The 18,016-nt window shown below is 40.4% G+C and carries 22 protein-coding genes; 9 read left to right on the top strand and 13 right to left on the bottom strand.

What is annotated here, in order from left to right; translation table 11 throughout:
• The first annotated feature begins 273 nt into the window (after positions 1-273).
• On the top strand, positions 274-1,128 hold the full coding sequence (gene folD / locus HC733_RS11670) for a bifunctional methylenetetrahydrofolate dehydrogenase/methenyltetrahydrofolate cyclohydrolase FolD (RefSeq protein ID WP_190365226.1): 855 nt from the start codon (positions 274-276) through the stop codon (positions 1,126-1,128).
• Between the two features lie 42 nt (positions 1,129-1,170).
• On the opposite strand, the gene HC733_RS11665 is transcribed toward folD, so the two are convergent.
• Positions 1,171-2,187 carry a phytanoyl-CoA dioxygenase family protein gene (locus tag HC733_RS11665; protein WP_190365225.1) on the bottom strand — a complete coding sequence of 339 codons (1,017 nt, stop codon included), beginning with the start codon at positions 2,185-2,187 and terminating at the stop codon, positions 1,171-1,173.
• 206 nt (positions 2,188-2,393) lie between these two features.
• Positions 2,394-2,810, bottom strand: coding sequence for a hypothetical protein (locus HC733_RS11660; RefSeq protein WP_190365224.1), 417 nt, complete (start codon positions 2,808-2,810; stop codon positions 2,394-2,396).
• A 376-nt stretch (positions 2,811-3,186) separates the two neighbouring features.
• On the opposite strand from HC733_RS11660, the gene HC733_RS11655 reads away from it, so the two are divergent.
• A complete protein-coding gene (locus HC733_RS11655; RefSeq protein WP_190365223.1) occupies positions 3,187-3,795 on the top strand; it encodes an EF-hand domain-containing protein in 609 nt (202 codons plus the stop codon).
• 71 nt (positions 3,796-3,866) lie between these two features.
• Here HC733_RS11655 and HC733_RS11650 read toward each other — a convergent pair whose 3' ends face one another.
• The 4 genes from HC733_RS11650 to prmB all read right to left on the bottom strand — a co-directional run bounded on the left by HC733_RS11650 (position 3,867) and on the right by prmB (position 7,593).
• Positions 3,867-4,778: an MBL fold metallo-hydrolase gene (locus HC733_RS11650; protein ID WP_190365222.1), complete on the bottom strand. Its 912-nt coding sequence runs from the start codon at positions 4,776-4,778 to the stop codon at positions 3,867-3,869.
• Between the two features lie 226 nt (positions 4,779-5,004).
• Positions 5,005-5,181, bottom strand: a complete 177-nt coding sequence (locus tag HC733_RS11645) for a hypothetical protein (RefSeq protein WP_172971552.1) — start codon at positions 5,179-5,181, stop codon at positions 5,005-5,007.
• Between the two features lie 317 nt (positions 5,182-5,498).
• Positions 5,499-6,599, bottom strand: a complete 1,101-nt coding sequence (aroC, locus tag HC733_RS11640) for a chorismate synthase (RefSeq protein ID WP_190365221.1) — start codon at positions 6,597-6,599, stop codon at positions 5,499-5,501.
• 58 nt (positions 6,600-6,657) lie between these two features.
• A complete protein-coding gene (gene prmB / locus HC733_RS11635) occupies positions 6,658-7,593 on the bottom strand; it encodes a 50S ribosomal protein L3 N(5)-glutamine methyltransferase (RefSeq protein ID WP_190365265.1) in 936 nt (311 codons plus the stop codon).
• Positions 7,594-7,679: 86 nt separating this feature from the next.
• Here prmB and smrB point away from each other — a divergent pair, with 86 nt between their 5' ends.
• From smrB to HC733_RS11620, 3 genes are all read left to right on the top strand, one after another.
• Entirely contained in the window at positions 7,680-8,237 is a 558-nt protein-coding gene (smrB, locus tag HC733_RS11630; protein WP_190365220.1) for an endonuclease SmrB, read from the top strand.
• Positions 8,238-8,332: 95 nt separating this feature from the next.
• Positions 8,333-9,133, top strand: a complete 801-nt coding sequence (locus tag HC733_RS11625) for a response regulator (RefSeq protein ID WP_190365219.1) — start codon at positions 8,333-8,335, stop codon at positions 9,131-9,133.
• A 173-nt stretch (positions 9,134-9,306) separates the two neighbouring features.
• Positions 9,307-9,570 (top strand): hypothetical protein, encoded by a 264-nt coding sequence (locus HC733_RS11620; RefSeq protein ID WP_190365218.1) that lies wholly within the window; start codon positions 9,307-9,309, stop codon positions 9,568-9,570.
• 189 nt (positions 9,571-9,759) lie between these two features.
• On the opposite strand, the gene HC733_RS11615 is transcribed toward HC733_RS11620, so the two are convergent.
• Positions 9,760-10,365 carry a peroxiredoxin C gene (locus HC733_RS11615; RefSeq protein WP_190365217.1) on the bottom strand — a complete coding sequence of 202 codons (606 nt, stop codon included), beginning with the start codon at positions 10,363-10,365 and terminating at the stop codon, positions 9,760-9,762.
• A gap of 247 nt (positions 10,366-10,612) precedes the next feature.
• On the bottom strand, positions 10,613-11,326 hold the full coding sequence (fadR, locus tag HC733_RS11610) for a fatty acid metabolism transcriptional regulator FadR (protein WP_190365216.1): 714 nt from the start codon (positions 11,324-11,326) through the stop codon (positions 10,613-10,615).
• Positions 11,327-11,506: 180 nt separating this feature from the next.
• On the opposite strand from fadR, the gene dsbB reads away from it, so the two are divergent.
• Both dsbB and HC733_RS11600 read left to right on the top strand, forming a co-directional pair.
• A complete protein-coding gene (gene dsbB / locus HC733_RS11605) occupies positions 11,507-12,022 on the top strand; it encodes a disulfide bond formation protein DsbB (RefSeq protein ID WP_190365215.1) in 516 nt (171 codons plus the stop codon).
• A complete protein-coding gene (locus tag HC733_RS11600) occupies positions 12,019-12,321 on the top strand; it encodes a hypothetical protein (protein WP_190365214.1) in 303 nt (100 codons plus the stop codon). Before dsbB ends, HC733_RS11600 begins: the two co-directional genes overlap by 4 nt.
• 21 nt (positions 12,322-12,342) lie before the next feature.
• On the opposite strand, the gene HC733_RS11595 is transcribed toward HC733_RS11600, so the two are convergent.
• Entirely contained in the window at positions 12,343-12,651 is a 309-nt protein-coding gene (locus HC733_RS11595; RefSeq protein WP_190365213.1) for a ComEA family DNA-binding protein, read from the bottom strand.
• 237 nt (positions 12,652-12,888) lie between these two features.
• Between HC733_RS11595 and HC733_RS11590 the strand changes: the two genes are divergently transcribed.
• Positions 12,889-13,194: a YebG family protein gene (locus tag HC733_RS11590; RefSeq protein ID WP_190365212.1), complete on the top strand. Its 306-nt coding sequence runs from the start codon at positions 12,889-12,891 to the stop codon at positions 13,192-13,194.
• A 58-nt stretch (positions 13,195-13,252) separates the two neighbouring features.
• Here the strand turns inward: HC733_RS11590 and HC733_RS11585 are convergent, their stop codons facing one another.
• From HC733_RS11585 to HC733_RS11570, 4 genes are all read right to left on the bottom strand, one after another.
• Positions 13,253-14,443: an amino acid aminotransferase gene (locus tag HC733_RS11585; protein ID WP_190365211.1), complete on the bottom strand. Its 1,191-nt coding sequence runs from the start codon at positions 14,441-14,443 to the stop codon at positions 13,253-13,255.
• A 122-nt stretch (positions 14,444-14,565) separates the two neighbouring features.
• A complete protein-coding gene (locus tag HC733_RS11580) occupies positions 14,566-15,231 on the bottom strand; it encodes a GAF domain-containing protein (RefSeq protein WP_190365210.1) in 666 nt (221 codons plus the stop codon).
• 65 nt (positions 15,232-15,296) lie between these two features.
• Positions 15,297-16,943: a fused response regulator/phosphatase gene (locus tag HC733_RS11575; RefSeq protein WP_190365209.1), complete on the bottom strand. Its 1,647-nt coding sequence runs from the start codon at positions 16,941-16,943 to the stop codon at positions 15,297-15,299.
• A gap of 27 nt (positions 16,944-16,970) precedes the next feature.
• The gene (locus HC733_RS11570; RefSeq protein ID WP_190365208.1) at positions 16,971-17,276 is read right to left on the bottom strand and encodes an STAS domain-containing protein; all 306 of its coding nucleotides are present in this window, start codon (positions 17,274-17,276) and stop codon (positions 16,971-16,973) included.
• A 203-nt stretch (positions 17,277-17,479) separates the two neighbouring features.
• Here HC733_RS11570 and HC733_RS11565 point away from each other — a divergent pair, with 203 nt between their 5' ends.
• On the top strand, positions 17,480-17,809 hold the full coding sequence (locus HC733_RS11565; RefSeq protein ID WP_190365207.1) for a stress response translation initiation inhibitor YciH: 330 nt from the start codon (positions 17,480-17,482) through the stop codon (positions 17,807-17,809).
• The last annotated feature ends 207 nt before the right edge of the window (positions 17,810-18,016 follow it).

The following is an 18,016-nucleotide window of genomic DNA, read 5'->3' as shown; positions in this document are numbered from 1 at the left end:
GGTCAAACACTTTTTCAAAAAAAGCTTTCAAGTGGCTACTTTTGCCACAAAATGTATAAAAAGCAGATCACTTAGCTGAAATTTATACAATTTTATCGCCTCCATCCAGTGTTCTATAAACTTCAATACTGTAAAAAGTGGATATCAGCTTGGCGCATGCGCTGTTTTCTGAGAAAATAGCACCGCTTCTATTATGATTATGTAGTGGCATTTTGAGCATAACCCCTATACGCTCATGTTCGTTCAAGTTTTTAATCCCAATAAAGGTCACCCATGACGGCAAACATCATTGATGGTAAGGCAATCGCCAAACAAGTACGCACAACAGTAACAAAACGTGTTGCCGAACGCGTTGAACAAGGCTTACGTACTCCAGGACTTGCAGTAGTTTTAGTAGGACAAGACCCAGCTAGTCAGGTTTATGTCGGTTCTAAACGCAAAGCTTGTGAAGAGGTCGGCTTTATTTCTAAATCATTTGATTTACCAGGTGACACCAGTGAAAAACAGCTGCTGGATCTTATTGACTCACTGAATACTGATCCAGAAGTCGACGGCATTTTAGTCCAGTTACCTTTACCTCAAGGGTTGGACGCTGAAAAGATCCTTGAGCGCATTCACCCTCATAAAGATGTTGATGGCTTCCATCCATATAATATTGGCCGTTTAGCGCAAAGAATGCCGGCACTGAGACCTTGTACGCCAAAAGGCATTATCACTTTGCTCGACTCAACAGGTGTTCGATATAAAGGAATGCATGCGGTGGTAGTAGGCGCATCAAATATTGTTGGTCGTCCTATGTCTTTGGAGTTATTACTTGCTGGGTGTACCACAACCGTATGCCATAAGTTTACCCAAGATTTAGAAGCTCATGTAAGACGCGCTGATTTGTTGGTTGTTGCCGTTGGCAAGCCCGAGTTTATTCCAGGTGATTGGATCAAAGAAGGCGCTATTGTGATTGATGTCGGTATCAACCGCTTAGAATCTGGTAAATTGGTTGGTGATGTGCAGTACAGTGTTGCTGAGCAAAAAGCCAGCTTCATTACCCCTGTTCCAGGTGGCGTTGGCCCTATGACGGTTGCAAGTCTAATTGAAAACACCTTAGAAGCGTGTGAAAACTACCATAGCTAAAAAAACGTTTTGAGTATAAGGAGCTCATATGTAGCTCCTTTTTTATTGCCCAATACCTTTTGGGAAAGGGTACATATTAATATATTGCACAATCCTTGGCTTGTCGGTCAGGTTAGCACGACTGCCGTGGGGCAAAAACTGATGCCAAATTACCATATCCCCTGCTTTTGCAGGTATTGGCTTTGAACCTAATTTGTGTAAATCAACCTCATGTTGTTGATGTTTAAATTCATCAACTCTGCTTTCTAAGTGATGGTGAAACCCCGGAACCAGTGTTAAAGCCCCCTGCTGCGCCTCGGTATCTGTTAAATACACAATTCCTTGAGTACCAAAGTTGAGTGGTTTTGTTAAATCAACATCCCAATGCAAATCAGGTCCAGAAAAAGGATATTGCTCTGTATGGGGCGGATTAAAACCACATCTATCCGCAGATACTATCAAATCATCAGTTTCCCATAGCTGGCTAAAGGCTTTATGAATGCGTTTGCTATTTCTTGCTGCTATCAACGCAGCATGATTCGTTAGCTCCACCATGATGCCCTTTCGATTGGCGCAGTTATACCATTGCGTGCGGTCTGTTATATCTATTTGCAAAAAACCAGCAATGGCATCGATAACAGCTTGGCATTGTTGTGTATCTAGCGCTCGTTCTAATATTACGTAGCCATCCTTTTGCCATTGTTCTATCTGAGCGTCATCCAATACGTTATCCATGTTTTTAATTTCTTCAAACAAATGTTGGGCTTCCTGCGGCTGAGCATGCCCCGATAAGTACGCTTTTGCACGTGCTATCGCAAGGTCGCTTAAATTTGAATAAGGCTGAATGTGTTTGAAAAATTCATCGTATGAGTGCACATACTGAAATAAGGCAAAAATTACCTGCTGCCAATTTAGTCCGAGTAAGTCAAACACGGCTTTATCCGCATCTGATATAAAACCTCCGCTTTGCGCTTTATTACCAATAATGGCATCTCTTGCACGCTGCCAAATAACCTCTAGTAGCTCTGAGTTAGCCCCTTCTCGATTAAATTGTTCCTGCGCGCTATTACATACTTTCATGACTGATTTCCAAACAAGGTTATTGGTAAAAACTAAACACCGATCTTTTTGCCCGATTGTTGCCGCTAGACGTACTCACGATCTACTTCACTTAAAGTATACGAGCCTTCACATACCAATGAATAAAAATATGTCGAGACGAAACATCTGCCACATTGTTTAACCGCTGTGATTGCAAGGAACCCGTATGTAACCCTTTTTATTAGTTACATTTTACCTTGAGCCCTCTCTTGCTCTTCTCGTCTTTTTTGCGCTTGCTCATATTCCTTGGCTATTTCTTCCTCTATCATTGCTCTTTGTTCTTGATAGTCTTTTTGTGAGATTTTTCCCTCTGCAAATTGTTTCTCTAGCATCTCTAGTTGCTCTTTTAATTCTTCCAACTTTTCTTTATTTACACCCATACGTTGTAAAAGTGCCGCCTCTTGCGCTTTTTCCAGAAAGGATTGATTACGGGTGTAGGTTGAAACGTCTTTATTTTGCAGCTGTTTGCTCACTGAGGAAAGTTGCGCGTTTGCCATTTCTTTTGCAAATTGCTGTTCAGTGTCTACGCGAGATCCCTCTGGGCTTTTGGTTATATTGGTATTTCTCTTTACTGGTTCATATATACCGTTAAAAAGTAGCATGCTTATCTCCTTGATCAATAGCTGTTGTCAGCCTTATAGCAATTAGCATGCCTTTTAATACCGTATTCTAACACTCAGCAAAATCCAATTTGTAGACTTGGAACACTTGTACCAAAAGAATTTGATTTCATTGGATATAAAACTAAGCCATTTGCTTTTTATAGCAATAGTGGTTAACGAAAAGTGTAAGCCCGACTGTAAAGCCCCAACAGCAAGAACAATATCACTCACCGTATGTAAATTTATGTAAAGGCAGTTTATTGCCACATTGTTTGCACAATTGTCTCCCATCTTATAAATCAACACCGCAGCGACCTGTGCATTATATGGTCAACACGGTTAACAAACTTAACCCATGACATAAGAGAGACAAGTTATGAAACGTTCAATTATCAATATCGCAATCATCGCAGCAACACTAACAACCCTTACAGTCAGCGCACAAGCTGAGGCTAGAAAAGGCCACCATAAAGCACCTGAAGTTGTTTTTGCAAAAATAGATGCTGACCAAAGTAACACAATTACCATCAATGAATTGCTTGCGAATATCGATGCCAAAGCGCAAAAAAAACTGCAACGTGCGGATACTAATACTAGCTCTGAGATAGAACTGGATGAGTATTTGAACAAAAAGCGTCACCACTTAGACCTATCAGAGTTTGCCTCTGAGATTGTGCTGTGTGTACAAGACACCAAAGACGCGACGGGTAATAGCAATATCATGGTACCTGATATAACTAAATTTGCTGCGCCAGAGACTAAGTTTGCCAGTCTTGATACCGATAACAGTGGTGGTATTAGCCTAGCTGAAATTACAGCGGCTTTAACGGCACATGAAACGGATGTTTTTTCAATAATGGATGCTAATAGTAGCGGTGATGTAACACTAGAAGAGTTTATTCAACACGGAGATCGCAAACGTGCTACCAAAGAAGCAGTAAAAGCGTGTATTGAAAGTATAGTGCCAGCTACAGATCCAGTATAAAACTAAGTGTGCGCCCCTGTGCATTTTCGATGGTCAGGGGCTGCGCCGAGTAAATAAACGAGAACGAGCGATTAAGACCCTGTAACACAGTCTGCTCGACCCTGTAACACAGTCTGCTCAGTTAAACTTCTATAAAACAGCTTAGTGACTCGCTCTTGTGGCAACCAATCTGAATAACTTAATTCTAAAGTAGCTAATGGTTTTGCATTTACGACTGCCTCAATGTTGTTATGCTCTTTTATAGCAACTAGCATCAACTGCTTCGCTTTTTGCAGCAAAACAAGGTATTGCGCTAAGCTTGGTTTGTCCGTAACAGAACCATGACCGGGGCTGACTTTAGTATCGTCGCCGATACGTTCCAACGTATCTCGAACCGCGCTAATAACACCATCTAATGAGCCGCCGCTATCCACATCAACAAAAGGTAGGCTATTGAGGTTGAAAAAAATATCTCCCATGTGAACGACATTAGCGTTTTTATAAAAAACCACAGCATCGCCATCGGTGTGAGCATGAGGAAAATGCCATAAATGAGCATGTTCATCATTGAAGTGTAGAACTAAGTCTTTTCCAAAACTGACTACGGGTAAGTACTTCGAGCCCTCTGAGTGTTTGGCCTTTAATCTTTCATACACATTGTGATGGGCAATGACATGGCTCCCTGCTTGAGCAAAATTTTCGTTACCACCGGTGTGGTCGCCATGATGATGAGTATTGATAACAAATTCGGGCGCACCTTGTTGCAAGGTACTTATCTGTTTTTTAATCTCTTCACTGAGTTTTGCAAATTGATCGTCCACAAGGTATATGCCATCTTTACCCGTACTAATTGCGATATTTCCACCCTGCCCATAGAGCACATGCAGGTTATTTGATAGCTGCTGCATTTTAAAGTTAACTTCAGCCCAGGCGGTATGCGATAGAAAGAAAGCACCTAAAACAATGCTCGCTAAATAGCTATTTTTTTCATTGTTAAACCCCATTTTTTTCTACCACTACAGCCTTTAGCAGCTATTAGATTAAAAAACACCTTTGTTTAGTCAATAATCATTTGAAGCATGGCTTAGCTATTAGCTTCACCTTGTGAGTTGGCATTGCAAGAAGGGAGATATTGGAAAACATCAAGGTGGTTATATTCAGTTACTTTAAAAACAAATTTTACGATAATAGGTCCACGATGAAAGTGAACCTATTGTGATCACCCGTTTATCATTTAGGGTCTACTGGGCAAAGTCCTGTTCGCGCATCGCAAAAAATCATTACTGACGTCCAAGATGCTGGATTCACATTAGCGTGACCTGCAGCAATTTTCTGGGTTGCTAGGTTATTAATTTCTTTGCTTGCACTCAAAGTTTTCAACTGCTTTTTATTTAACTGTATTTTCATTTTCATTCCTTAAAATATTCTTATTAGCGTACCTAATTTACGCCAGATCAGACTAGCACTTAGTGATGCACAATCCTATGCAAAATGACTGTCACTTTTTACAGCTACCCCAGTGTTTAAGTATTCTAGACAATAAAAAGTTTTATGAACTGACGTGCTTAATTGAAGCTTTCAGTTGAACTCTACAAAATCATGTTAATTTTTTTCGGCTTGAAATGAGTACGGTTGTGACAAGAAAACGGATAATTAATGTTTGATATTATTAGGAAGTAGTATGTGCAGCTAGGTTCAAAGGCTCTTAACTGCACACTTTTATTTTAGCGCGCTTGTCCTTTAATTGGTCCATGCGGTAAGTTCACATCAGGGTTCTGCCCCCTTTGACGCAACAAATGATCCATCAAGGTAATCGCCATCATTGCTTCTGCAATTGGAATAGCGCGTATACCTACACAAGGGTCATGGCGGCCTTTAGTGATCATCTCAACTGGCTCATTTGATGTGTTTATACTTTGCCCTGGAATGGTAATGCTAGAAGTTGGCTTTAATGCTATAGAAGCAACGATATCTTGACCTGTCGAGATCCCCGCCAAAACACCACCAGCATGATTGCTGGTAAATCCATTTGGCGTAAGCTCATCTCTGTGCTCTGAGCCTCTTTGCTCAACCACTGCAAATCCATCGCCAATCTCAACCCCTTTCACAGCGTTGATACTCATTAGCGAGTGAGCTAATTCTGCATCAAGGCGATCAAATACCGGCTCTCCCAATCCTACTGGGACATTTTTTGCCACCACCATAACTTTAGCGCCAATGGAGTCCCCTGATTTTTTTAGATCTCGCATATATTCATCGAGTGCATCTAGCTTGCTTTCGTCAGGGAAAAAGAAGGGGTTTTGTTCAACCGCTGACCAATCAAATTGTTCAGCCTTGATAGGACCTAGTTGTGATAAACACGCGTTGATTTCAATCCCATGAATTTGACGCAAATACTTTTTGGCGATACCACCGGCTGCAACGCGAATGGCCGTTTCACGGGCAGATGAGCGGCCACCACCTCGATAATCGCGATGACCGTATTTATGCCAATAGGTGTAGTCACCGTGGCCTGGGCGAAACACATCCGCAATCTTGCCATAATCTTTAGAACGCTGATCGGTGTTTTCAATCAATAAGCCAATACTAGTACCCGTTGTTTTACCTTCGAATACACCTGAGAGAATTTTTATTTCATCACCCTCTCTGCGCTGCGTTGTGTAGCGGCTCTGTCCCGGTTTTCTTCTATCTAAATCAATTTGTAAGTCTGCTTCACAAAGCTCAAGACCCGCTGGTACACCATCAACCACCCCACCGAGCGCGGGGCCGTGACTCTCACCAAAGGTACTCACTTTAAAAAGCTGACCTATACTATTACCTGCCATTAACTTTCCTCATTCCAAATGACACCCAATACTACTGAGCTTTGCTAATTATCTAAGCTCAATCGTTAAAATAATCTACAAGTTGCTGCTTTGAGATTGCGAAAACACCTAAGCCACCGTGCTCAAATTCAATCCACTCAAATGGCGCACCAGGATACAATGCTTCCATATGTACCATAGAGTTACCAACTTCGACAAATAACACCCCATTGTCAGTTAGATGCTCTGCGGCTTGTTGCAAAATTCTTCTTGTTACATCAAGGCCATCTTCACCTGAGGCCAAGCCAAGCTCTGGCTCATGATGAAACTCATGAGGTAAATCCGCCATATCCTCAGCATCTACATAAGGCGGGTTGGCAACGATTAAATCGTACTTTTGACCTTCAATACCACTGAATACGTCAGATTGAATTGCAAATACCTGATCTTGCAACATGTAATCGTCAATATTTATATTCGCCACTTCTAAGGCGTCATAAGAAATATCAACCGCATCTACCTGAGACTCAGGGAAAGCTTGCGCCAAAGCGATTGCGATACATGCAGAACCAGTACACATATCTAAAATACGGCTGACAGACTGCTCATTACTAACCCAAGGTGCAAACTTCTTATTGATAAGTTCAGCAAATGGCGAACGAGGTACCAGTACTCGCTCATCCACATAAAATGGCATACCAGCAAACCAAGCTTGGTTTGTTAAATATGCGACCGGGGTGCGCTCTACAATACGTGTTTCGATATAGCTAAGCAGACGTATTTTTTCCGAACGGGTTAGGCGTGAGTTCATCAACTCTGTAGGGGTGTCTAACGGCAAGTTCAAGATCGGTAAAACTAAGCTTACCGCTTCATCCCACGCGTTATCCGTGCCATGTCCAAAAAACAACCCTTCGCTTGCAAATTGGCTGGTTGTCCAACGCAGCCAATCTCTTATTGTTAGTAAATCGTTTACTGTTTCTTCTGTTAGGGCTTCTGTTACTTGGAATTCGCTCATTTTTATCTCAGTCATATTATGCTACTTGGGCTATTGTAGCGGTTTTTAAGCTGGGTTTTTACGCTTTTTTTAATTAGAATGTCGCAATGAAAAAACAATCTCCTCCTTCGCCTATGATTGATGATGCTGATTTAAATTTATTTCGTCAGTCGATTGCTGGTGCCAAGCAAATTAAACAAGATACTGTACGCTTTGACAAAGCACCAAGTAAACCTAAATTAAATGAGCTTGCGGCGCAAAAAAAACAGCACCAGTCTGAATTTTATTTCTCTGATGAATACATCCCCGATATCGACACCAATGGCACCGTTAATTACGTCAAGCCGGGTGCCGATAGATATCTGGCAAAACAGCTGCGTAGAGGTGACTTTGCGCCTGAGCTGATCTTAGACTTGCATGGTCTTAACAAAGACATGGCCAAAGAAGAGTTAGCGGCTTTGATCCATGCGTGCAAAAAACAACATTATTACTGTGCTTGTGTTGTACATGGCATTGGAGAACATGTGCTAAAACATAAAGTACCGCAGTATTTAGTGCAACACCCCGATATACTCGCAATGCACCAAGCACCTCTCGAATATGGTGGCAAAGGGGCAGTACTTATCCTGATTGATTTACCACAAGCAAATGATTTTAGGCGCTAGCCTCCAGCCGCTTCAATGAATTTGCTGGCTCAGCGTACTTTGTTTCGTTAATATGCCCTGAATATAATAAACATTGACAGATTATACAGGGCCATATGAACGAATTACTGAGTGCAGATTTAGCAATTATGCTTATTGAGCCATCTCCTACTCAAAGAAAAATCATTACCAAAGAGCTTCAAGACGAAGGCATACTCAATATTGATTTTGCTGATTCAATTGCGGATGCAAAAAAACAACTTGCCAATAACATTCCCGATTTAATTATCTCTTGCTTGCACCTACCTGATGGCAGCGCTGTTGATATGCAGCATTACATTAACCATGAACTCAGTGAATATTCAATTCCATTTATGCTCATTTCTAGTGAAACCCGTAAAGAGCAATTAGAGGTGTTCAAACAATCTGGTGTGATAGCGATTTTACCCAAACCTTTTAACAAGCTGCATTTAGGTAAAGCCATTAACGCCACGTTAGACATTCTCTCGCCTCAAGAGCTAGAGCTAGACCTGTATGATGTTCAAGATTTACGCGTACTTATTGTTGATGATTCGCGACTGGCACGTAATCATATTCGCAGAGTTATGAGTAACCTAGGTGCGCATCGATTCACCGAAGCGGAAGATGGTGCTCAAGCAATTGATATATTACAAGATGAGATGTTTGATTTGATTGTGACTGATTACAACATGCCACAAGTTAACGGCCAAGAGCTCACAGAAACCATACGAAACAGTGATGAGCATGCCCATATCCCAATTCTGATGGTCACCTCAGAAGCCAATGACACGCATTTATCTAACATCATGCAATCCGGGGTTAATGCTTTGTGCGATAAACCTTTTGAACCAGAGACAGTAAAAAAACTCATTTATCAACTGCTAGAACAAGATTAACCAAATTATCGCATTTTTAACCACATCAAGTGGTCAGTTTAACAACACAATCATTCTGACCACACCTTACAAAAAATAAAAACAAATAATATCAATAATATAAAAAATTTTCATAATATGGCACAACCTTTGTAATACCTATTGCGACTAACTTATTAAACAGGAGCAATATTATGAAAACTTTCACAAAACTAACAGCTATCGCACTACTATGTGGCGCAAGTGTTTCTACTCAAGCAAATGAATTAACTTCTGATATTACCAGCGAGCTATCTAGTATTATTAGCAGCGCTATCGCTAACAGTATAAGTAGCAGTATCGCAGAGCTAACATCAACCACGCTCGATTCGGTGACAATTTCTACAGACTCTATCGGCGCACACACAACTGCGACCAACGATCAGGCGCCAAAAGAGGTAGCAAACCATGGCGAATGAGTTAATGTTAGTGAGCTTGCTTGCGTTACCAGTGATCAGCACATTTATTGCGTATGCAAGCATTGAAATTCTACGAGTGTTAGGACAACGGTTGAGTATGGGGTAATTGATGGTTGCTAAAAAACTAACTAAGGTGCGTAGGCAAATAGAAACCCGCCTAGCGGCGGGTTTTTAAAAACTCAATGCGAATTACAACGCACCTTCGTTTTCAGATAGGAACTTAGCAACACCTTCAGGGCTTGCGTCCATACCAGCTTTACCTTCAGTCCAACCAGCAGGACAAACTTCACCGTGCTCAGTGTGAAATGCTAATGCATCTACCATACGTAACATTTCGTCGATGTTACGACCTAAAGGAAGATCGTTAACTACTTGGTGACGTACATTGCCTTCTTCATCAATTAAGAAAGAACCACGGAATGCAACGCCAGCTTCTGGATGCTCAACGTCATACGCTTTACAGATTTCATGTTTAACGTCAGCAACTAACGCGTATTTAACTGGGCCGATACCGCCTTCGTTTACTGGTGTGTTACGCCATGCATTGTGTGAAAATTGTGAGTCGATAGAAACACCAATTACTTCAACACCACGCTTTTGGAACTCTTCAAAACGCTTGTCGAAAGCGATCAACTCTGAAGGACAAACAAACGTGAAGTCTAATGGGTAAAAGAAGATAACCGCTTTTTTACCTTTGATGTTTTCATGTAGATTGTAGCTATCTACGATTTCGCCATTACCTAGTACTGCTGCTGCTGTAAAGTCTGGTGCCTGACGGCCAACTAATACACCCATTGTTTTCTCCAAATAGTTAGGTTTTTTGTCCAAATTTTTTAGCACATATCCATGCACTAAAACGATGTTGTGTATATTGAGGCTAATTACAAAAAAACAACCTCAAAAAATGTGGCATCAGTTTATGATGCCCTAATCAAAATTAACAATCGAATAAAGCGATAACTACAATCTATTTTTTTGATGATGCTTGAATGGCGCACAAATAAAAACGCCTCGTTTGAACGAGGCGCAGTGAAGATATTTATTAGTCCATAATATTATCGGGCATTTGGCCTCGCAACTGCTGCCAAATCTCACCTGTTTTATGACCATATTTACGTAGTAATGAAATAGCACCATCATGGTTGTTTTCTTGTGCTAACGCGGTTAAGTCTTTATAAAACTGTCGAGCGAGTTCTCTTGTGCGAAGATCTGAAAAGTAGTGGCCGCCTATTTTAGAGTACAAACCTTTAAAGCCATTCAGCACTAAAACATAGATGCGGTTGTTACCTGCAATAGCGAGTTGATGATGTACTCTGTAGTCATATTCAGCAAAAGCTTCTGCGGTATCTTCTAACTCGTCACTTTTTGATAGAATTTCAATAACTGAATCTGGATTGAATTTAATCGCTGCACGCGTATAGATTGCACTGATATTAGTTCGAGCTGACAATAGCTGATCTGTCAATTCAGGCATCTTGTCTTCGTCTAAACGTGCCAGCGTCTCTAGAATATTCAACCCTGATGTTTCCCAGAAGTTGTTGACTCGGGTTGGCTTACCATGTTGAATCGTCAACCAGCCATCACGAGCCAAGCGCTGTAGCACTTCACGCAAAGTAGTTCTTGTTACGCCAATTAGCTCAGATAGTTCGCGCTCTGCGGGTAAAATAGAACCTGGTGGAAATTCTCCATTCCATATAGATTCAACAATATACTCCTCAGCAAATCCCGCTGGGCTTTTGGCTTTGAAAATTCTCATTTAGCACCACTTTGTTAAAATATGTGAACGCATTCTCTGCAATTCACTGATTGTACCAGATGATTTTCAACTAACAAGCAAAGAAGACGATAAGGCTAATCCGTGATCTACGGCGAGATTAGTTGCAGTTAAAAGAATTTATGGCTCATAATAGCTACAAAATAATACTTAGGAGGCGATATGAATTGGCTAAGCGCCCTGTCATCATCAAAAAAGGCATGGGCTTTACTCGCTTTAAGCGCTGCACTGTTTGAAATAACAGCACTATATTTTCAATACGCAATGGGTTTAGAGCCATGCATCATGTGTATATATCAACGCACAGCTATGCTTGGATTACTGGCCGGGGGTATCATCGGATTTTTGGCACCATCTAATTGGTTATATAAAGGTGTAGGCTTTACTGTTTGGGGAATTAGCAGCATATGGGGGTACTTGATAGCCCGTGAGCACATTAATATGCAGACCACCACAGATCCTTTCGCTTTTACATGCGATATTGTTCCCAATTTTCCATCATTTATGCCATTACACGAGTGGTTTCCTGCTTTTTTTGCAGCAACAGGTGATTGCGGCAATATCGATTGGTCATTCATGGGGCTAAGTATGCCTGGTTGGATGGAAGTTATATTTGGGTTTTACAGCCTAAGCTTCGTTATGGTTTTAGCATCTACACTATTGGTTAAACAAAAATGAATTTGCGTTTAAGCACTATAAAAGAGCTAGATGGATACAAACTGCGAGATAGACAGCAAATACTGACTCTCGCTTTAGACGCACTATCGGCTTCTAAAAAGGTGATGTTACGTGTTGCCAAACTGGCAGTTTTAACTCCATTTTTTATTGCCTTAGCTTACTTTGAAGGTTGGGCCTTACTGCCAATTTTACTAGCCGCTGGGCTTAGCTATCCGTTGCTCACCACACCGATAGAAATTTTATTTGCTAAACAAAAATTTTCTCAAGCCATAGAGCAATTCAAATCCGAACAAACTTAAAGGGGCCATTGGCCCCTTATTTTAAAAACGTATTTTCCCTTCTAGTTTGGCAGCAATGTGCGTGCCTATTCCCTTAACTTGTTGCAATGCATCCATATTGTCAAATCTGCCATGTGTTTGACGATAGTCGATAATCGCTTGAGCCTTTTTTTCACCAACACCAGGTAACGTGATCAGCTGCTCAAGGCTCGCAGAGTTAATATCTATTGTTTGAACGTCTTGTACTACGGCTACTAGCGGTTCGCTTTTTTTAACTTCTTTTGCGAGTACGTTAGCATTAATGCCTAGACCAATAATGAGGGTTACAACAAGTGAAATTGTTTGCATCATAGTAGTTCCTTAACTAGTTTTGTCCTTAATTTACCAATGCTGTTAATAACATTGGACTTTAAATAAAGAAAAGCATCCAAGGTTTGTCAAGCTAAAAGGCTAGGAAAATGCATTGTTATTTTTGCGTCATAAACCTGTGCTAATTATCTAAATTCATATGTTTGTAATTAATAATATCTTGCATAATGTAACGCAAACATTTACTGTATAAAAAAACAGTGTTTAGCAGGAGTGATCATGGCTGTTATTGTTAAGTATGTGGTTGAAAGAAATGGAGTCGAGCGCATGACCTTTACCAGTAAAAAAGAGGCTGATGCATACGACAAAATGTTAGATATGGCAGAGTCTCTCGAACAAATGCTCACTAAAGTGGATGTGCCACTAAGTGAACAGCAAGTTGAATCATTAGCGTTAGAGATTGCAAAACAAAAAGATGACTTTTTGGCAGTTTTAAAAGGTGCAAAACCGCCAACGAACCAAACTGGCTCAAAAAAGGAAAAACCAGCCACTCAAGAAAACGTGGCTAAGTTAAAAGAAGCATAATGCTCTAAGTAGCTATAAAAAAAGCCGCATCGTGCGGCTTTTTTTATATGGTGTGTGCTTACTTCAACACTGTAGCAACTGCATCAGCAAAATAGCCTATATTTGCTTGGCTAATACCTGCGACATTCACACGAGATGAACCCACGATATAAATCGCATATTCTTTTTGTAAACGTTCGATTTGCTCTTTGTTGATACCTAAGAACGAGAACATGCCATTTTGACGATCGATGAAAGAAAAGTCTTGTGCTACGCCTTTAGCTGCCAAGCTGTCTTTGATCAACGTACGCAAACCGTTAATACGGCTGCGCATTTCGTCAAGCTCTTCATGCCACATTTGCGTCAGCTCGTCACTACTTAAGATAGTGCTCACAATATCCGCACCATGTGCAGGTGGCATAGAGTAGATGCTACGCACAACACTTAATAATACAGAGTTAGAAACATCAGCAACTGCTGCATCTTTTGCAATAAGTGAACAGGCACCTACACGCTCACGATATAGACCAAAGTTCTTAGAACATGACGAACAAATAATCATTTCTTCAACACTGTCGGCAAGCATACGAAGACCTTTTGCATCTTCATCTAAGCTGCTGCCAAAGCCTTGGTATGCAATATCAATTAACGGTGTAAAGCCAACTTCTTTGGCAAGCTCAGCAACAACTTTCCACTGCTGCTCATTTAAATCCATACCACTTGGGTTATGACAGCATGCGTGCAGTAATACTACGTCACCTTTGGGTACTTGTTTTAAAGTATTGATCATTTCGTCAAACAGTAATCCCTTATTTTCATAATCATAATAAGGGTATTCTTTAACTTTTAGACCTGCCGCTTCAAACAAGCTAATGTGGTTCGCCCATGTAGGCGTAGTTACCCATACAGTAGCATTGGCATTACAACGCTTAATGAATTCAGCTGCGACACGTAAAGAACCTGTACCGCCTGGTGTTTGAGCTGTACGAACTCGATTTGCAAGTAAAGCACTGTGCTCACCCAGCAGTAATGATTCCATTTTCTGACAAAAATCCAAATTGCCAGCTAGACCAATATAAGACTTAGTTTTTTCATTCTCTAAACGAAATGCCTCAGCTAGCTTTACCGCACGCAATACAGGTGTGTCCCCCTGCTCGTCTTTATAAACACCAACACCTAAATCAATTTTATTTGGGTTGGTATCTTGCTTAAAAGCTGCCATTAAGCCAAGGATAGGATCTGTAGGTAGTGGTTTTAGTTCACTGAACATGGGTCGTCTCTTATTTTATGTTATATCAACAACTACAACGCTAAATATGCACTATAAATTGTCGAATTATTGGGTTTAAACTCGGCTCATATTAACATAAATATTTGCCAAAACGAGCTTAATCACTCAGGTAGATATTGAGGGATTTTAATACACACAGCAATTAGTAAAGCTAATACGCTGGGTGTAAAAAAATCTTTGCTAAACGCTTCAGCATCAATGATACCGATACAGTTGCTGGCACTATCAAACAGTGGTAAACAACTTTCTGACTGAACTTTCGGATCGCAGGTGTAGTATTCGCCACCACATGCAACATACTCTTGTACATCATTAATAACTCGAGCTTCACCACTCATTACTACTTGCACATTGTTACTTGTTGCTGCGAATTGTTCATTGATTGGGAATAATGGCCGGCTCGGCGCCCCGCAATATGCAAGTTTTAGCAATTGTTTACCTTCGGGCGTTTGTCTCGTTTGATAAATACCAAACCAGTCGACATGGATAACACGTTTTACAAAATCAACTATTGATTGTAATCGGCTCAAAGTGATACGAGATGCCTCATTTACTTTAAGAAAATTGCTTAACTCAAAAGGCTCATCTTGAAGGTGACCAAACAAACTACATGCCCCGCCTTCGCCAAGCTCAGGGATAAGGTATGACCATACAGCTTCTGCAGAGTTATGCTCATCATCTAAAAACTCTTCTAACTTAACAAGAGCAAGTTCTATTTTTTGTGGATCAACAGTCAATCCAGCGCGAGAAAGGTACAAAGAAACCATCTAGCCATCCAAACATCTAAATATTGAGATAGATTAGCACGTGAATCAGTCTTTGGAAATATAATTTATAACAATGAATAGACGATTGTGACTTCATTACCTTCATTGTTAAATCGGATCTGCTGAGCGATTTCATTTAACAAACTAAGCCCTCGCCCATGCTCCTGTTTTAAGTCACTATCGCGTTTTATCTTTGGTCGAAAGCCTTTACCTGAATCACGAACCGAAAAACTCAATGTATGCTCAGCAGGAACATATTGTACATGTATTACAATTAAAGCTTGCTGGAGATTTGCGAGCGCTTTGGCCCGAAGTTGATAAAACTCCAAAAATCCATCTTCTTTATTTTTGATGCTTGAGTCTAAGCCTAATACACCATGATCTACTGCGTTATTATAGGCTTCAGATAGCAGCAAGAATATGTTTGACCTATGCTCACTTATTCCTTTAATTTTACTCAACACATCAACCAGCTCAAGCACCGGATCTGCACTGATAATATTAGTTTGCTCAATATTAACTTTGAGTTCGAAGGGTAAACTAGAGTATTCAATTGGCGCTTTACTAATTACTTTACTTGGCAAGCAGTTAATAATTGCAATACTTAAATCATCTTGTTGAGCGCTATGTTCTGAAAATCTTTGCGTATAACTGACTATTTGCTCTGTAGAAATGTGTGTTGTGCTTTTTAACACTTGCTTCAGCCGCTCTTCCCCGAGCATTTCTCCTTGGCTGTTTTCAGTTTCAATGATGCCATCAGTAGCCATCACAAGTCTTTTACCTGTATCTACTTCTAAATGGATAGTGTTACGCTCAAACTCATCACTGTCTAAAATTCCCAGCGCCATATGCTGTGATTCTAGGGTTTTAATTACATTGCCGTTTTCATCGATTAAATACAGATCAGGTAGCCCACCAAGCCATACTGAGAGACTTTTACCTGACTCACTGAGTTCGACTATCGCCGCGGCACAAAACATATTACCGGGTAACAAAGAGCTGAGCACTTGATTAAGCTCATATGCAATATCATTAACAGCCATGCCTTTGCTTACCATTGCATAAAAAATACGAGACGCAGGCAATGCCCCCACAGCAGCCGCAAGCCCATGTCCTGTAAAGTCTCCAAGCAAGCAATAAAACCCCCCCATGGGGCTTTTGGCCATCAAAAACATATCACCATTAAACATCGAGGCGGGTGACAAATGATAATCACAATACTGTTGGTACTGAGATGATTGATCTAAGGCATTGCTGAATATATGTTCAACAATTTCGTGCTCTCGTTCAATTTGGTTGTAATGATACTCTAACTGTTTCTTTTGCTGATTGGCTTCTTGACTTAGCCTTCGTGTACGAGCGTGCGCTCTAATCTTGGCAGATAGAATAACTTTATCAAAAGGCTTATGAATAAAATCATCACCACCAACAGCCAAACACTTTTCAAAGCTGTTGTGATCTTCAAGGGTGGTAATAAATATTACGGGTAGATACACATCACCCGCTAGCTCTTTGATTTTTGGTGCTGCTTCAAAACCATCCATGACTGGCATTATCACATCCAGCAACACAATATCTATGTTTTCCTGACGCAGTACATCTAATGCTTGTGCCCCGTTGTTCGCAATAGCAACCTCATACTGCTGCTGTTCCAACATTGTTTTAAGCAAAATACAGTTAAGAGGCTGATCATCAACAACTAATACGCGCAAAGTTAATACCCCAGAGTGTCGACTACATTAGTCAATATCAAACTTTTTATCGAATCGAGATATTTGTAGTATCTTTTTCAATTGAGGGCGGCAATTAGCGATCTGAATTGTATCTATGCTCTCAGCAAGTGTTTTCTTCATATTGAGTAACATACCTAACGCCGAACTATCCATATAATCTGTTTCTCTTAAATCAACCACCACTTTTTTTGTTTTCGGGTCTATATCCGCATAAGCCTGCCGAAATGATTGTACAAGATTAAAATCAAACTTCCCTCTAATCTGAATCGTTAGCGTTTTCCCGTCAGCAGAAGCATTCTTGCTCAAACTCATGTTAAGCTCCTAATATGGTTTGAATTTGTTATCAACATACTGCTTTAAATATAACCGCTTTGTTAAGTTTAGCCAGAAATTAGCCGAACAATACGGCAAATATTTTATTTCAAATGCGCACTTCACATTTTATATAAGAACTACAAGAACTAATCGCAAAAGTGTTATGATCCTCATATTAAACATACATGATGGTGAGAAACATGTCTGATAATCGTTTGGTGTATTCAACTGAAGTTGGAAGAATTGATACAAAGGAACCAAAACCTGAAGTCGCGTCAAAAACCTTTAAAGATGGCTATATTAGAATTGAGCGTCAAACAAAGGGTCGAAAGGGCAAAGGTGTGATGCTAGTTGTCGGTATAGATGCAAAACAGCACGACTTAAAGAAACTTGCTAAAACGTTAAAAAGCAAGATGGGTCAAGGTGGTGCTATAAAGGATGGAATAATTGAAATTCAAGGTGACGATAGAGATAAGTTAAAGCAAATTTTGGAAGCTCTGAAATTCAAAGTGAAGATCGCTGGCGGATAAAGCAAGTTGTTCAACAGTATGGGATCTGCAACTCTAGAGCTACAGCAAAAAAATAACCTGTTGATATTAAATAAAAAACTAAAATTTCGACCCTGTAACAGATTCTGTGTAACTGCCATTTAGTTGATATGTCTTTCGAGGCGTTCCTCGAATTCGATAATAAATCGACTCATCGCCTGACGCCAGTTTTGAATGGGCATTGTCCAT

Origin of the sequence: Pseudoalteromonas sp. S16_S37 (assembly GCF_014694405.1) — a bacterium.
Taxonomy (GTDB): domain Bacteria; phylum Pseudomonadota; class Gammaproteobacteria; order Enterobacterales; family Alteromonadaceae; genus Pseudoalteromonas.
Note: the sequence above shows the minus strand (reverse complement) of the source record. Positions and strands in the feature narration are given on the sequence as shown.

What these genes read in the sequence shown, in the direction of transcription:
- HC733_RS11625 (WP_190365219.1), top strand. Translation starts at nt 8,333, where the DNA reads ATGAACGAATTACTGAGTGCAGATTTAGCAATTATGCTTATTGAGCCA.
- HC733_RS11650 (WP_190365222.1), bottom strand. Translation starts at nt 4,778, where the DNA reads ATGGGGTTTAACAATGAAAAAAATAGCTATTTAGCGAGCATTGTTTTA.
- HC733_RS11645 (WP_172971552.1), bottom strand. Translation starts at nt 5,181, where the DNA reads ATGAAAATACAGTTAAATAAAAAGCAGTTGAAAACTTTGAGTGCAAGC.
- HC733_RS11665 (WP_190365225.1), bottom strand. Translation starts at nt 2,187, where the DNA reads ATGAAAGTATGTAATAGCGCGCAGGAACAATTTAATCGAGAAGGGGCT.
- HC733_RS11655 (WP_190365223.1), top strand. Translation starts at nt 3,187, where the DNA reads ATGAAACGTTCAATTATCAATATCGCAATCATCGCAGCAACACTAACA.
- HC733_RS11565 (WP_190365207.1), top strand. Translation starts at nt 17,480, where the DNA reads ATGTCTGATAATCGTTTGGTGTATTCAACTGAAGTTGGAAGAATTGAT.
- HC733_RS11585 (WP_190365211.1), bottom strand. Translation starts at nt 14,443, where the DNA reads ATGTTCAGTGAACTAAAACCACTACCTACAGATCCTATCCTTGGCTTA.
- HC733_RS11590 (WP_190365212.1), top strand. Translation starts at nt 12,889, where the DNA reads ATGGCTGTTATTGTTAAGTATGTGGTTGAAAGAAATGGAGTCGAGCGC.
- prmB (WP_190365265.1), bottom strand. Translation starts at nt 7,593, where the DNA reads ATGAGCGAATTCCAAGTAACAGAAGCCCTAACAGAAGAAACAGTAAAC.
- HC733_RS11595 (WP_190365213.1), bottom strand. Translation starts at nt 12,651, where the DNA reads ATGATGCAAACAATTTCACTTGTTGTAACCCTCATTATTGGTCTAGGC.
- aroC (WP_190365221.1), bottom strand. Translation starts at nt 6,599, where the DNA reads ATGGCAGGTAATAGTATAGGTCAGCTTTTTAAAGTGAGTACCTTTGGT.
- folD (WP_190365226.1), top strand. Translation starts at nt 274, where the DNA reads ATGACGGCAAACATCATTGATGGTAAGGCAATCGCCAAACAAGTACGC.
- HC733_RS11580 (WP_190365210.1), bottom strand. Translation starts at nt 15,231, where the DNA reads ATGGTTTCTTTGTACCTTTCTCGCGCTGGATTGACTGTTGATCCACAA.
- smrB (WP_190365220.1), top strand. Translation starts at nt 7,680, where the DNA reads ATGAAAAAACAATCTCCTCCTTCGCCTATGATTGATGATGCTGATTTA.
- dsbB (WP_190365215.1), top strand. Translation starts at nt 11,507, where the DNA reads ATGAATTGGCTAAGCGCCCTGTCATCATCAAAAAAGGCATGGGCTTTA.
- HC733_RS11570 (WP_190365208.1), bottom strand. Translation starts at nt 17,276, where the DNA reads ATGAGTTTGAGCAAGAATGCTTCTGCTGACGGGAAAACGCTAACGATT.
- fadR (WP_190365216.1), bottom strand. Translation starts at nt 11,326, where the DNA reads ATGAGAATTTTCAAAGCCAAAAGCCCAGCGGGATTTGCTGAGGAGTAT.
- HC733_RS11660 (WP_190365224.1), bottom strand. Translation starts at nt 2,810, where the DNA reads ATGCTACTTTTTAACGGTATATATGAACCAGTAAAGAGAAATACCAAT.
- HC733_RS11620 (WP_190365218.1), top strand. Translation starts at nt 9,307, where the DNA reads ATGAAAACTTTCACAAAACTAACAGCTATCGCACTACTATGTGGCGCA.
- HC733_RS11600 (WP_190365214.1), top strand. Translation starts at nt 12,019, where the DNA reads ATGAATTTGCGTTTAAGCACTATAAAAGAGCTAGATGGATACAAACTG.
- HC733_RS11615 (WP_190365217.1), bottom strand. Translation starts at nt 10,365, where the DNA reads ATGGGTGTATTAGTTGGCCGTCAGGCACCAGACTTTACAGCAGCAGCA.